Source organism: Spiroplasma endosymbiont of Acasis viretata, from assembly GCF_964031275.1.
GTDB lineage: Bacteria > Bacillota_I > Bacilli_A > Mycoplasmatales > VBWQ01 > Spiroplasma_E > Spiroplasma_E ixodetis_A.
Map to the genome: position 1 here is coordinate 1,275,770 of NZ_OZ035019.1, position 13,345 is coordinate 1,289,114.

Consider the following 13,345-nt stretch of genomic DNA (forward strand, 5'->3'; position numbering starts at 1 on the left):
CAACCACCATTTTGCCATGCTTTAACATCATCAATAACATCATCAGTAATTTGGCTAATAACACTTTCACTAATATCAGCACCATGATATAACTCTTGTAATTGCATTCTAATATCTGATAATGTCATTCCTTTTGCATATAAAGAAAGAACTTGTTGATCAAAACCATCAAATCTTCTTTGTCTTTTTGCAACTATTACAGGATTAAAATTACTATTGCGATCTCGTGGTACATCAATCTCAATTTTACCTTGTTGAGTTATTAATTTTTTTGAACTTATACCATTACGAGCATTGTCACTATTACTATGTTGATTTTTTTCATATCCTAAATAATTTTGCATCTCAGAATTCAACATTTTTTCTACTAATCTTTTTGTTAATTCTTTATACAATCCTTTCTCTTTAAAAACTGTTGTTAAATCTTCAGTATTTTCTAATAATAAATCTACTGCTTTTGATATTGGATCATTATTATTAATATTTTGCTTTTTAGCCATCTGTAACTCACTCTTTCTAGTCATTTAATTATATTTACTAGAATTAATTAAACATAGTTATTTTTGTAAGTTACACAGATTACTAAACATTACCTTGAAATATGTCTCATATAAGCATAGAAAATCTCTAGTTGCAGATTTAAAACCAATTTATACTGCATGTAGTGAAGAACAAGCAATGCAGGCTTTAGAATCCTTTGAAAGTAAATGAAATAAACAATATCCTCAAATTGCTAAATCTTGATATAAAAATTGAGATAATTTAATGGTTTTTATTAGTTATCCAGTAGAAATCAAAAGAGTGATTTATACTACAAATGCTATTGAATCTGTAAATAGTCAATTACGAAAAGTCATCAGAAATAAAAAAGTTTTTCCAAATGATATGGCAGTTTTCAAAATATTTTACTTAGCAATTGAAAATATAACAAAAAAATGAACAATGCCCATTCAAAATTGAAATACAGCAATTGCTCATTTTATGATAAAATTTGAAGATAGAATTAATCTAAACTAGTACTTTGTAAAACAAAGATACACAGATTACATAAAAGCCTCTAGAATTAATCTAAACTAGTACTTTGTAAAACAAAGATACACAGATTATTAAAAAGCCTCTTAAAATTGTCAACCATATAAAAAAGAGAAAACATAAAAATGCTTTACTCTTTCCAAAATTTTCTTGCTTTAATATTTTTAATTAAACAAAAGTAATTAATACCATTGGCGCATTATCACCAGTTCTATTATCTACTTTAATTAACTTTGTATATCCACCTTTACGGTCTTTATATCTTTCAGCAATATTGCCAAATAATGTTGGAATAACACCATCCTTTGGATGCTCTTTAGTTGTAATTTTACGTAATTTAGCAATTGCCATTCTTCTTGAATGCAAATCACCACGTTTAGCTAATGTTACTAAAGGTTCAATAAATGTTTGTAATCTTTTTGCTCTTTTTTCTAACAAAACTAATTTTCCATGAACAATTAATTCACTTGCTAAATTACGGATTTCAGCATCTACTTTAGCACTATTTCTTCCGATATCGTTAATATATGACATTTTTTCTTATCCTCCTTCTTAGTTTTTAATAGAAAACTCTAAATTATGTTTTGATACACAATCTTCAATTTCTTTAATTGATTTTGAACCTAAATGTTTAATTTGTTTAATTTCATCTAAACTTTTACTTACAATATCACCCAAAGTTTTATAACCATCACGTTTTAAACAATTGTATGAACGAACAGTTAAATTCAATTCTTCTAAGGCTTTGTTTAAATCATTATTTTCTTGCTCATTAGTAATTGAAATAACTTCAAAGTTTTTAACATTATCATCTAAATTAACAAAAAATTCAATATGACTCATTAAAATTTTAGCTGCCATTGCAATAGCTGATGCTGCTTTAACTGAACCATTAGTTTGTACACCAAGAATTAATTTTTCATATTCAATACCTTTTAATGTTTTAGTTACAGGTTCAATTTTATAATCAACTTTTTCAACGGGTGAAAAGTTTGAATCAATAGCAATAATGCCTGAACTATTAGCAATTTCTTTTTTATTTTCCTCAAATGAAGAATAACCACGAGATTTCTTTACCATTAATTCCATTTCAAAAAGAACATTTCTTGAAGTTGTTCGAGCAATAATTAATTCTGGATTAACTACTCTAACATCAGTTGGACAACTAATATCTCCAGCAGTAATATCTTGTTCACCAATAATACTAATTTTTAAATTAGCAATTTTTTCGTCCTTTTGAATATCACCATCAAAGGCTAAAACTAAGTCCTTAACATTTAAAATTATTTCAGAAACATTTTCAATTACACCTTTAACTGCAGTAAATTCATGAGATACACCACTTATTCTAATTGCATATACAGAAATACCTGGTACTGAAGATAATAATGTTCTTCTTAAGGCATTAGCTAAAGTTATTCCATAACCACGTTCTAATTGACTCACAATAAATTCACTGTAATTAATAGCACTATTTTCACTGTTTAAACTAAATTTTGGTTTTAAAAATTGTTGTTCCATGTTTTATTTTCACCTACTTTATTTTCTTGGTTTTTTTGGTGGACGACAACCATTATGAGGGATTGGTGTCACATCATTTAAATCTTTGATTTCAAAACCTACTGCTTGTAAACTACGAATTGATGGTTCTCTTCCTGGTCCTGTTCCATTAACAAAAACACTTAAAATTTTAACTCCGTGTTCCATAGCAGTTTTACCTGCAGCTTCAGCTGCTAACTGTGCTGAGTGAGGAGTTGATTTACGAGTTCCTTTGAAACCTACTGCTCCAGCACTTGATCAAGCAATAACATTACCATTAAGATCAGTAATAGTAACAATAGTATTATTAAAACTTGCTTTAATAAATGCTTTTGCTTTAATAAAATTAGGATTAACTTTAATTTTTTTCTTTACTGTTGTTTTTATATTCATTATTTTTTTCCTCCTAATTAACTTGCTTTTTTCTTGTTAGCAACCGTTTTACGTGGTCCCTTGCAAGTTCTTGCATTAGTTTTTGTTGATTGTCCTCTGGCTGGTAATCCTTTACGATGACGAATACCACGATAACATCCAATTTCCATTAATCTTTTAATGTTTAAAGACACTTCACGTCTTAGTTCACCTTCAGTTTTATATTTCTTTTCAATTAATTGACTAATTGAACTTAATTCTTTTTCTGTTAATTCATTAATTTTTTTAGTTTCTTCAATTTTTAGTTCTTTTAATATTTCTGAAGATTTGCTGCGACCAATTCCATAAATTCTTGTTAAACCAATTACTGTATGTTGATTACCAGGAATATTTACTTGAGCAATTCTTCGACTTGCATTGTTAGTATTTGATGTCATATTTATTTTTCCTCCTTAATATTTCTATCCTTGACGTTGCTTATGTTTAGGATTTTCACAAATGATTACATTACGTTTTTTACGTTTGATTGGTTGACATTTGTCACAAATTTTTTTAACTGATGCTTGTACTTTCATCATTTTCCTCCTGTTAAACTATTAGTTTTCTTTGTTTTCATCATCTTTATTTATCGGTAAATGTGTAGTAGCCATTCTGTTACGAAAAGTAATTCGTCCTTCAGTTAAATTATAAGTTGATAATTCAACTTTTACATGATCACCTTTGATAATTTTAATTTTATGTGTTTGCATACGACCCGATGGTCTTACAATAGGAGTAAAGTCATATTCATTCAACTTTACTTTAAATCTAGCATTAGGTAAGACTTCTATTACTATACCTTCACATTCAATAGTACTATCATTAGTTTTTTTTACTTTTTGAACTTTGGGTTTAACTACTTGTTTTGGTTTAGCCATTAATTACATTCCTCATTATTTTTTTGATTTTCATTAAGTATTGTTAGTACTTCACATCCATCATTAGTTACTAGGATAGTGTGTTCAAAGTGAGCAGTTTGTTGTTTATCAGCAGCAACTACTGTTCACTTATCACTTAAAACCAGAATTTTATCAGTTGTTGTTTGAACCATTGGTTCAATACAAATTGTCATTCCTGACTGCAATTTTATTCCGGTGTTGGGCTTACCAACATTAGGAATAGCTGGGTCTTCGTGGAGTTTTTTACCAATACCATGCCCAGTATATGATGTTGGTAAATAAAAGCCTTCGCTTTCTACATAAGTTTGAATGGTGTTACTAATATCACCAATTCTAACTCCTGGTGCAATAATTGCTATTGCTTTATTTAATGACTCTTTAGTCACATTAATAAGTTTTGCTTGTTCTGGTGTTGGTTTACCACCAACACACATTGTAAAGGCAGCATCTGCATGATAACCATTAACAGCAGCACCAGCATCAATTTTCACAATATCATTCATTTTAAAAGGTTTATCATTAGGAATGCCGTGAATTAATTGTTCATTAACTGAAACACAAATCGTGGCAGGAAAACCATGATAATTTAAAAAAGAAGGTATAGCATTATTTTCTTTAATAATTTGTGCTGCCACTTTATCAAGCATTTTACCAGTTATTCCAACTTTTATTATCTTTGCTAACTCTTTATGAATAAGTGCTACAACTTGACTAGCGGCTTTGATATTTTGAATTTCACTTTGACTTTTAATGCTAACCATTATTTTTATTTCCTTTTAATGATGATAAATATGATTTAATTTGTTTTTTAATATCACTATTATCTTCGTTGGCATCCACCGTTCTTAACAGTCCACGTTCTTGATAAGAATCTACCAATGGTGCCGTTGCTACTTTGTAAGTTTTTAAACGATTGATAATTGTCTTTTCATCACTATCATCAATTCGTTTAATTAATTTTACCCCATCATTATCACAAATACCAGTAATCTTTGGTGGTAGGAAATTAATATTATAAATTGTTTTACATTGAGGACAAGTAACTCTTGAAGACAAACGTTTAATAACTGTTTCTTCATTAATATCTAGATACAATACCATTGAAAGCGTTTCATTCAAACTTGTTAATACTTTATCTAATGATGTTACTTGTGAAATTGTTCTTGGATAACCATCAAGAATAAAATTATGTTTAATATCTTTTAAAGTATTACTAATAATCTCGTTTGTAATCTCATCAGGAACATATTGACCCTTATTAACATAAGTTTGAGCTTTTTTACCTACTGGTGATTGTTTTGTGATTTCATCACGAAACAAATCACCAGTTGATAAATGCATTAAATTATATTGTTCTTTCAGAAACTGTGACTGTGTCCCTTTCCCTGATCCTGGTGGACCTAAAATAATTAAATTCATCGTTACCCCCTAAGACCATAAGTGTTCTTTAACATCTTTGTTTTCCTTATAATTTAAGAATGAATGTTGAGTAATTCGTCCCTTAATTTGTTTTGTTGTATCTAGTGCTACTCCAACCATAATTATTAATCCAGTTCCACCAACTGCTAATGAAGAAGGTAGATTAGTAAATTTAGAAATTAAAAATGGGGTTACTGCAACAGCAGTTAAGAAAAAGGAACCAATTGTACTTAAACGATTTAACATTCTTTTAATATAAATTTCTGTTTCCTTCCCTGGCTGAACGCCAGGAATATAAGTTCCTGATTTTTGAAAATTCTTAGCCATTTGTTCGGGATTAATTTGCACTTGTGCATATAAAAAGGTAAACATAATCGTCATTATAGCAAAAATACTAATTCCCGGCCACGACTGTAAAGATAAATAATTTCTAGCAAAATTAGCAAAACCACTATTTTGATCAACAATTTGCGCCACTGTCATTGGAGCAGTAATTAGTGCCGAAGAAAAAATAACAGGAATTACTCCAGCTGAGTTAACTTTTAAAGGTAAATAAGAACTTTTATCACCCTTTAAAGTTAAACCACTACCAGTTTGTTGAATTGGTAAGTGTCGCTCTGATTCACTAAAGAATACAACAACAAGAATAATCAGTAGGAAGGCTGCAAAATAAAGAGCAAATTTTAAAGCCCCTTGAAAAATAACACCATTATTAGTATCTGGTCCTACTCAATACTTAAAAGTTGAAGCTAAGTTAAATGGTAAATTAGCAGCAATTCCACCAAAAATAATTAGTGAAATTCCATTACCAATACCACGATTAGTAATCTGATCAGCCATTCATAATGATAACATTGTCCCTGCTAGTAAAATAGCTGGAATCAATACATAATAGAAAACTTCTGGTCCAGCTGCTCCCGATCCCGAACTTCAATCAACACTAATAATATGTTGAGATTGTAAACCAAAGATTGTGGCAAAACCTTGCATAATAGCAAAGGGGACAGTTAATACTCGATTCATTAACTCTAATTTTTTCTTACCTTTTTCTCCTGATTTAGCTCATCTTGTTAAAGTAGGGACAACATCAGTTGATAATAACTGCACAATAATTGATGCAGTAATGTAAGGTGACACTCCAAGTGCAAAAACAGAAAATCTGCTAATAGCACCACCACCTAACATTGAAATTAAATTAAAGAATTCAATACCACTACTATTACTGCTACTTAAATCTTCATTCAAAGTTACTCCTGGAACTGTAATAAATGCTCCAACACGAAAGATAAATAAAATAAAAATGGTAAATAAAATTCTAATTATAACTTCTTTATACTTTTTTATTAATTCACGGGTTGTTGTGAACACTTAGATCACCTGCGCTTTTCCTCCGGCTTGTTCAATAGCAGTAATTGCTGATTTTGAAAATTTATGAGCTTTAATTGTTTTTGGTGTTGTTAATTTACCTTTACCAAGAACTTTAATACCATCTTTTTTACTTCTAATCAATTTTAATTGAAATAAAAGTTCAGGTGTTATTTCATGCTCTTTAATTAAATCAATTTGTTCTAAGTTAATAATACTATAATTGGTTGTAGTAAAGTTAGTAAACCCTCGTTTTGAAATACGACGATATAGTGGTGTTTGTCCTCCTTCAAATCCGGGTCTTGTTCCACCACCGGTACGGGCATTTTGTCCTTTTGTCCCTTTACCAGCCGTTTTACCTTTTCCAGATGAAGTTCCTCTACCTAAACGTTTAATGTCTTTACGAGAACCTGGTGTTAGTTTTAAGTTATGTAATGTTGTTTCCATAATCCACCTCTAACCATTACTACGCTTAGTAGTAAGATTTTTATTTTTTATAAAATATTCTGCTGGTTTAACATTGCCAAGACCTGCAATTGTTGCTCTAGCTAAATTAATTTTATTTCTAGATCTAAATGCTTTTGAATAAATATTATGAATACCAGCTAATTCTAAAATATCACGAGCAGATCCACCAGCTTTAATTCCGATTCCTTCTTTAGCTGGTTTTAATAAAATTTCACTTCCACAATATTTACCTTTAACTTCATGAACAATAGAATTACTGTTTTTAGTTATCGTAATTGTTGTTAAATTTTTGTGAGCAGCTTCAATTGCCTTTTTAATTGCATCAGGAACTTCATTGGCTTTAGATATACCAAAACCAACTACTCCTTTACCATTACCAATAGCAACAGCAGCAGAGAAACGCAATCTTCTTCCCCCAGTTGTTACTTTGTTAATTTTTCTGATTCAAATCACTTTTTCAATAAATTCACTTGGAGTTTTTGGTTTACGTTCAAAATTTTTACGTGGTTCACGAACTTTATTTTCTTTTTTATCGTGGCTATTTCTTGGTTGTGATGAATTAGTATGTCTAATTTTATTTTCATTACCAGTAGGATTTTTTACTTCTGCTTTAACAGAAGGTTTTGCTACTGATTTTTGAACTTCAGTATTTTCTTTATCATCAATAATTGTTTTTTTATTTTCTAAACTCATACTTTTAATTCTCCTTTTTTAGAATTCTAATCCAGCACTACGCGCTGCTTCTGCGAATGCTTTCACTTTACCATGATATAAATATCCACCACGATCAAAAACCACTTTTTTAATTTTTTTCTTAATAGCTAAATTAGCAATTGTTTCTCCAAGTTTAGTAGCAGCATCTATATTGCTTTTTGATGCTAAATCTTTAAATGTTAATGTTGATACACCAATAATTGTATTTGAAGCAGTATCGTCAATAATTTGAGCATAAAAACTATTATTAGATTTAAAGATATTTAAGCGTGGTCTTTCACTAGTACCCATAATTTTACTACGAATACGATAATGACGAACTTTACGAGCTTGTTGTTTATTAATCATTTTCTATTCTCCTTAAGTGCCAGTATAAGATTATTTACCTTTACCAGCAGCTTTTCCTTCCTTACGACGAATGTGTTCATTTTTATATTTAATTCCTTTACCTTTATATGGTTCTGGTTTACGGAATTTACGAATTTTGGCTGCAACTTCTCCAATTAATTGTTTATCAATACCACTAATTTGTAATACTGTTGGTTTAGGAGCAAGAATGGTAATTCCTTGCGGAATTTCAAACTTAATAGGATGAGAATATCCTAATGTTAAATTTAAGATATTAGCTTGGACAGCAGCACGATATCCAACACCATTTATTTCTAATTCTTTCATGAAACCTGTTGATACACCAACTAACATTCCATTAATTAATGAATTAGTTGTTCCGTGAAGTTGTTTATTTTTTTTGTTATCATCAGGTCTTGTTGTAGTAATTGTTTTTTTCTCTTCATCAACGTTAATTTTAATAACATTTGGTAATAGTTTTTTTAAAGAACCTTTTGCTCCTGTAACAGTTAACAAGTTACTTGCATCTAGCGTTATTGAAGTATTTACTGGAATGGTAAGGATACGGTTACCAATACGTGACATATAGTTTCCTCCTTATCATATATAAGCAAGAACTTCGCCACCAAGACCAAGTTTTTTTGCTTGTTTATTTGTCATAATACCTTTTGATGTAGAAATGATTGCAATTCCATAACCATTTAACACAGTTGGTAAGTCTTCACATTTTGCATACATTCTTAATCCTGGTTTAGATATTCTTTTTAAACCAAGAATTGGACTTTTACCAGTATGAACTAATAAAAGTTCTAATTTAGGTTTGCTAGGATTTTCTTTAGTAACACGATATTTTTCAATATAACCATTTTTTTGCAAGATATCGGCTATCTTAACTAGTTGTTTTGAAGAAGGTACACTAACTACTCGATGTTTACTGCTATCCGCAGCGCTAATAGCATTACGAATAACTGTTAAAATATTACTTATTGGATCTGTCATCATAATTATATACCTCCTATCATGATGCTTTTCTAATACCAGGAATTTGTCCTTGGTATACTAAACCGCGAAAACAAATACGGCATAACATAAATTTACGAATAACCGCATGAGGACGGCCACACTTTTGACAGCGTGTATATGCTTGCGTACTAAACTTTGATTTACGGGCTTGTCTTACTTTTAATGAAGTTTTTGCCATCTTATGCCACCTGCTTTCCTTGTTTTTTAAACGGTAATCCTATTTTTTTTAATAACAATAATGCTGTTGCATTATTTGATGTTGTGGTAATAATTGAGATTTCCATACCACGAACTTTATCTACTTCTTCATAATTAATTTCAGGAAAAATAATTTGTTCTTTAATACCAACAGTGTAATTACCATTTTGATCAAATGCTTTAACTGATAAACCTTGAAAATCACGAATTCTTGGTAAAGAAATTGAGATAAATTTATCAAGGAAATCATACATTTTTTCGCCACGTAATGTAACTTTACAACCAATTGGCATTCCCGCTCTTAATTTAAAGCCGGCAATTGATTTTTTCGCTTTAGTGATAATTGGTTTTTGACCAGTAATTTTTGATAATTCAGATACTGATTTATCAATGGCTTTTGGATTACTACTTGCATCTCCAACACCAATATTAATAACAACTTTTTCAATTTTGGGTACTTGCATTATTGATGTAAAATTTAATTCTTTTTGCAATTGGGGAATAATAGTTTTATTATATTTTTCTTGTAAACGATTCATTTTTATGCTGTTACTCCTTTATTATCGTAATTCTGTTTCAGATCTTCGTGCAATACGAACTTTTTTGCCATCTTTATCAATTTTGTACCCAATTTTTGTTACTTTTTTATCTTTTTTACCATCAAGGATCATTACATTAGAAATGTGAACACTAGTTTTTACTTCCACAATTCCACCTTCTTGATCATTTTGAGTAGGTTTTTTATTTTTCTTAGCAGTAATACCTTCAATAATAACACGATTTTTTTCACGAAGTACTTGGATAATTGGTCCGGTATGACCTTTATGCTTTCCTGCAATGATTTTAATTTGGTCGCCTCTTTTTAATTTAGTATCAAGACTAATAACTGGTTTCTTTTTGCTTGCCATTTATTTCATCCTCCTAAACAATTTCTTCTGCTAAAGAAGCAATTTTATTATAACCACGCTCTTTAACTTCACGAGCCAAGACACCAAATACTCTAGTACCACGTGGCGTTTTATCTTCTTTAATAATTACTACTGCATTATCATCAAATTTTACACAAGAACCATCATTACGTTTTACACCAAATTTACTACGTACGAGAACTGCTTTAACAACTTGTCCTTTTTTCATTGCACTATTAGGTGTTACTGATTTTGCTGAACAAACAACAATATCACCAATTTTAGCAAATTTTTTAGTACTACCACCCAAAACTCTAATAACCATAACTTCTTTAATACCAGTGTTATCAGCCACATTGGCTCACGATAGATTTTGTAACATCTTTCTTATCCTCCTGGTTAATTAAGCTTTTTTATTTGTTTTAGATTCAATAATCTTTAACAAACGGAAGCGTTTTAGAGCTGAAAGTGGACGAGTTGAAATGATTTCAACCTTGTCACCAATTTTAGCTTGGTTAGTTTCATCATGGGCATGATACTTTTTAGTTGACTTAAAACTTTTATGGTACATTGGATGTCGTTTTGAAGTTTCAACAACAACAGTAATTGTTTTATCATTTTTGTCAGAACTTACAATTCCAACAAAAGTTTTACGTTGTTTGTTTGGAATAATATTTGTCATTATTCTTTGTCCTCCTTAGCTGGTGTTACAGTTTTCTTAACTGTAGGTTTTTTAGATGGTTTTTCTACTTTAGTAGCAGTAACTTTTTTAACTTCTTTGTTTGATGATTTTGCTTTAGTTGTTTTTTCAGTAACTTCTTTTTTAGCAATTTTATCTGATTCTTTAATAACTTCTGATTTAGTTATTGTTTTAACTTTAATATCTTTTTTATCATCAACTTTAGCAACTTTTTTAGTTTTTTTGCTTTCTTTATTTTCTTCTGGTAATACCATTTTATTAATATGTAATGGTTTGATTTTTTCACCATTATTAATTCTGATAGTTAATTCAGTTTTAATACGAGCAATATCCTTACGAAGATTATTTATCATATGCGGAGTTTCTAGTTTACCTAACGAACTTTGAATTCGTAAAGCAAACAATTGTGCACGAAGAGTTTCTTCGTCTTGTTGTAATTCTAAAGTTGATTTATTTTTAATTACTTGCATTTCCATTTGCTTCACCCAATTCTGTTGTTAAATTTTTAGCAACCTTTACTTCTTCTGTTGGTTTTATTTCTCTAGTAACAATTTTACATTTGATTGGCAACTTATGCATTGCAAGACGCAATGCTTCACGTGCTGTTGCTTCATTAGGATATGATACTTCAAACATAACTGTTTTTGCTTTTACTACTGAGACTCAATGATCAATTGAACCTTTTCCTGAACCCATACGTACTTCCGCTGGTTTTCTAGTAATTGGTAAATGTGGAAAGATTCTAATTCAAACTTTTCCACCACGTTTCATGTAACGTGTCATTGCTACTCTGGCTGCTTCAATTTGTCTTTCAGTAATGTAAGAACCTTCTTCAGCACGAAGTCCGTAAGTTCCAAAAGCAACTGTTTTACAACCTTTTGCAGTTCCTTCATAACTTAAACGGTGGACGCAAGAGTGTTTATATCTCTTAGGTATAGCCATCTTACTTTACCTCCTTACGTGGTTGTTGTGGGTAATTATTTCGGCGATTGTTATTATTTCTTTGATTATATTTTGAAATAATTTCAGGTTGAGTTGAGTCAGTTCCTGATAAAATTTCACCTTTATATACTCAAACTTTAATACCAATTTGACCAAAAGTTGTTTTTGCCTCAGCAGTAGCATAATCAATATTACTACGTAATGTTGCTAGAGGAACACTACTTTCTGAATAACCTTCAACACGTGCCATATCCGCTTCACCAAGTCTTCCTGAAACACGAGTTTTAATTCCCTTTGCTCCAGCACGAAGTGCTTTACGAATTGCTAATTTTTGTGTTGTACGATGTGACATACGATTGCTTATTTGTTGTGCTAATGTATTAGCAATTGTTTGCGCATCAATATCAGGATTTTTAATTTCAACAACATTAATTCTAATACCTATTTTACGATTTTTAATTGTTTTACGAATTAATGTTGTTAATACTTCAATGTTTGAACCGCCTTGCCCTAAAACTGAACCAACACGAACACAGTGGATAAATAAGGTAATTTGTGATTTAGTTCTTTCGATTTCAATTTTAGAAACACCAGAAGTTTTTAAATGCGCAAATAGTGCTTTTCTAATTTTGTGATCTTCTAAAATTCATTTTGCTAAATCTTCATTACTAGTTGCATATCAACGTGATTGTCAATCTTTATTGATACCATATCTTAATCCATTTGGACTAACTTTGTGACCCATATTACTTATTTACCTCCTAATTATCGCTAACCACGATAGTGATTTTGCTTGTTCTTTTTAAGATTTGATATGCTCTACCATGAGCACGGGGCATAAATCTTTTCATAGTTGGACCTTCATTTACAAATATTTCCTTAATACGTAATTTGTTGGCTTCCATTCCATAGTTATTAGCAGCATTAGCAACTGCTGAATTAATTAATTTTATAATTGGCTGTGCTGCGCGTTTTTTTTCATGAGCTAGAATTACTAGAGCTTTGGCAACAGCATTATCACGAACTAAATCGGCTACTAAACGCACTTTTCTTGCACTAATGCGTAATTTATCTAAATGAGCTTTTGCTTCCATAATTTCTATCTCCTAACGCTTTTTCTTGTCAGAACCGTGACCACCAAACTTACGTGTGGGTGCGAATTCTCCTAATTTATGACCAACCATATCTTCTGTTACATATACAGGTAAATGTGTTTTGCCATTATGTACACCGAATGTATGTCCAACAAATTGTGGGAAAATTGTTGAACGACGAGATCAAGTTTGAATAATTTTTTTTGATTTATTTTTATTTTGAGTTTCCACTTTGTTTAATAAATGACTATCAGCAAAGGGTCCTTTTTTTAAAGATCTTGACAT

At 30.3% G+C, this 13,345-nt stretch carries 24 protein-coding genes and 2 pseudogenes; 1 reads left to right on the plus strand and 25 read right to left on the minus strand.

Features of this window, described 5'->3' with window-relative positions; genetic code table 4:
• Positions 1-8 precede the first annotated feature (8 nt).
• Positions 9-500 (minus strand): annotated as a pseudogene (locus AAHM96_RS07060) (transposase); the annotation flags it as partial.
• 64 nt (positions 501-564) lie between these two features.
• Here AAHM96_RS07060 and AAHM96_RS07065 point away from each other — a divergent pair.
• Positions 565-1,017: pseudogene (locus AAHM96_RS07065) on the plus strand (transposase); the annotation flags it as partial.
• A gap of 183 nt (positions 1,018-1,200) precedes the next feature.
• Here AAHM96_RS07065 and rplQ read toward each other — a convergent pair.
• From rplQ to rpsS, 24 genes are read right to left on the minus strand one after another with little or no spacing between them, the layout of a single operon-like run.
• A complete protein-coding gene (rplQ, locus tag AAHM96_RS07070; RefSeq protein ID WP_252319218.1) occupies positions 1,201-1,566 on the minus strand; it encodes a 50S ribosomal protein L17 in 366 nt (121 codons plus the stop codon).
• A gap of 18 nt (positions 1,567-1,584) precedes the next feature.
• A complete protein-coding gene (locus AAHM96_RS07075; RefSeq protein WP_342273066.1) occupies positions 1,585-2,553 on the minus strand; it encodes a DNA-directed RNA polymerase subunit alpha in 969 nt (322 codons plus the stop codon).
• Between the two features lie 18 nt (positions 2,554-2,571).
• The gene (gene rpsK / locus AAHM96_RS07080) at positions 2,572-2,964 is read right to left on the minus strand and encodes a 30S ribosomal protein S11 (protein ID WP_252319229.1); all 393 of its coding nucleotides are present in this window, start codon (positions 2,962-2,964) and stop codon (positions 2,572-2,574) included.
• A 17-nt stretch (positions 2,965-2,981) separates the two neighbouring features.
• Positions 2,982-3,380 (minus strand): 30S ribosomal protein S13, encoded by a 399-nt coding sequence (gene rpsM / locus AAHM96_RS07085; RefSeq protein ID WP_174480910.1) that lies wholly within the window; start codon positions 3,378-3,380, stop codon positions 2,982-2,984.
• A 24-nt stretch (positions 3,381-3,404) separates the two neighbouring features.
• On the minus strand, positions 3,405-3,518 hold the full coding sequence (rpmJ, locus tag AAHM96_RS07090; RefSeq protein ID WP_174480911.1) for a 50S ribosomal protein L36: 114 nt from the start codon (positions 3,516-3,518) through the stop codon (positions 3,405-3,407).
• 21 nt (positions 3,519-3,539) lie between these two features.
• A complete protein-coding gene (gene infA, locus AAHM96_RS08595; protein WP_348774424.1) occupies positions 3,540-3,860 on the minus strand; it encodes a translation initiation factor IF-1 in 321 nt (106 codons plus the stop codon).
• Positions 3,860-4,642 (minus strand): type I methionyl aminopeptidase, encoded by a 783-nt coding sequence (map, locus tag AAHM96_RS07100; RefSeq protein WP_338975787.1) that lies wholly within the window; start codon positions 4,640-4,642, stop codon positions 3,860-3,862. Before map ends, infA begins: the two co-directional genes overlap by 1 nt.
• On the minus strand, positions 4,635-5,300 hold the full coding sequence (locus AAHM96_RS07105; RefSeq protein WP_342273067.1) for an adenylate kinase: 666 nt from the start codon (positions 5,298-5,300) through the stop codon (positions 4,635-4,637). The genes map and AAHM96_RS07105 overlap by 8 nt, the downstream gene beginning before the upstream one ends.
• A gap of 9 nt (positions 5,301-5,309) precedes the next feature.
• Entirely contained in the window at positions 5,310-6,668 is a 1,359-nt protein-coding gene (gene secY / locus AAHM96_RS07110; protein ID WP_342273068.1) for a preprotein translocase subunit SecY, read from the minus strand.
• Positions 6,669-7,112, minus strand: coding sequence for a 50S ribosomal protein L15 (rplO, locus tag AAHM96_RS07115; protein WP_342273069.1), 444 nt, complete (start codon positions 7,110-7,112; stop codon positions 6,669-6,671).
• A gap of 9 nt (positions 7,113-7,121) precedes the next feature.
• Complete coding sequence (gene rpsE, locus AAHM96_RS07120) at positions 7,122-7,826, minus strand: 30S ribosomal protein S5 (protein WP_339041726.1); 705 nt, start codon at positions 7,824-7,826, stop codon at positions 7,122-7,124.
• A gap of 18 nt (positions 7,827-7,844) precedes the next feature.
• Positions 7,845-8,195 (minus strand): 50S ribosomal protein L18, encoded by a 351-nt coding sequence (gene rplR, locus AAHM96_RS07125; RefSeq protein WP_174480918.1) that lies wholly within the window; start codon positions 8,193-8,195, stop codon positions 7,845-7,847.
• Between the two features lie 30 nt (positions 8,196-8,225).
• Positions 8,226-8,780, minus strand: a complete 555-nt coding sequence (rplF, locus tag AAHM96_RS07130; RefSeq protein WP_342273070.1) for a 50S ribosomal protein L6 — start codon at positions 8,778-8,780, stop codon at positions 8,226-8,228.
• Between the two features lie 12 nt (positions 8,781-8,792).
• The gene (gene rpsH, locus AAHM96_RS07135; RefSeq protein WP_342273071.1) at positions 8,793-9,197 is read right to left on the minus strand and encodes a 30S ribosomal protein S8; all 405 of its coding nucleotides are present in this window, start codon (positions 9,195-9,197) and stop codon (positions 8,793-8,795) included.
• Positions 9,198-9,210: 13 nt separating this feature from the next.
• A complete protein-coding gene (locus tag AAHM96_RS07140) occupies positions 9,211-9,396 on the minus strand; it encodes a type Z 30S ribosomal protein S14 (protein WP_174480921.1) in 186 nt (61 codons plus the stop codon).
• Between the two features lies 1 nt (position 9,397).
• The gene (rplE, locus tag AAHM96_RS07145) at positions 9,398-9,955 is read right to left on the minus strand and encodes a 50S ribosomal protein L5 (protein ID WP_174480922.1); all 558 of its coding nucleotides are present in this window, start codon (positions 9,953-9,955) and stop codon (positions 9,398-9,400) included.
• Positions 9,956-9,976: 21 nt separating this feature from the next.
• Positions 9,977-10,324: a 50S ribosomal protein L24 gene (gene rplX / locus AAHM96_RS07150; protein WP_338974153.1), complete on the minus strand. Its 348-nt coding sequence runs from the start codon at positions 10,322-10,324 to the stop codon at positions 9,977-9,979.
• 13 nt (positions 10,325-10,337) lie between these two features.
• Positions 10,338-10,706: a 50S ribosomal protein L14 gene (gene rplN, locus AAHM96_RS07155; RefSeq protein WP_342273072.1), complete on the minus strand. Its 369-nt coding sequence runs from the start codon at positions 10,704-10,706 to the stop codon at positions 10,338-10,340.
• 21 nt (positions 10,707-10,727) lie between these two features.
• Entirely contained in the window at positions 10,728-11,006 is a 279-nt protein-coding gene (gene rpsQ / locus AAHM96_RS07160) for a 30S ribosomal protein S17 (protein WP_252319243.1), read from the minus strand.
• A complete protein-coding gene (gene rpmC / locus AAHM96_RS07165; protein WP_281748521.1) occupies positions 11,006-11,500 on the minus strand; it encodes a 50S ribosomal protein L29 in 495 nt (164 codons plus the stop codon). The genes rpsQ and rpmC overlap by 1 nt, the downstream gene beginning before the upstream one ends.
• On the minus strand, positions 11,481-11,966 hold the full coding sequence (gene rplP, locus AAHM96_RS07170) for a 50S ribosomal protein L16 (protein WP_281748520.1): 486 nt from the start codon (positions 11,964-11,966) through the stop codon (positions 11,481-11,483). Before rplP ends, rpmC begins: the two co-directional genes overlap by 20 nt.
• Position 11,967: 1 nt before the next feature.
• Positions 11,968-12,711 (minus strand): 30S ribosomal protein S3, encoded by a 744-nt coding sequence (rpsC, locus tag AAHM96_RS07175; RefSeq protein ID WP_281748519.1) that lies wholly within the window; start codon positions 12,709-12,711, stop codon positions 11,968-11,970.
• A 16-nt stretch (positions 12,712-12,727) separates the two neighbouring features.
• On the minus strand, positions 12,728-13,060 hold the full coding sequence (gene rplV, locus AAHM96_RS07180) for a 50S ribosomal protein L22 (RefSeq protein ID WP_342273073.1): 333 nt from the start codon (positions 13,058-13,060) through the stop codon (positions 12,728-12,730).
• Positions 13,061-13,072: 12 nt separating this feature from the next.
• A complete protein-coding gene (gene rpsS, locus AAHM96_RS07185) occupies positions 13,073-13,345 on the minus strand; it encodes a 30S ribosomal protein S19 (protein WP_174480930.1) in 273 nt (90 codons plus the stop codon).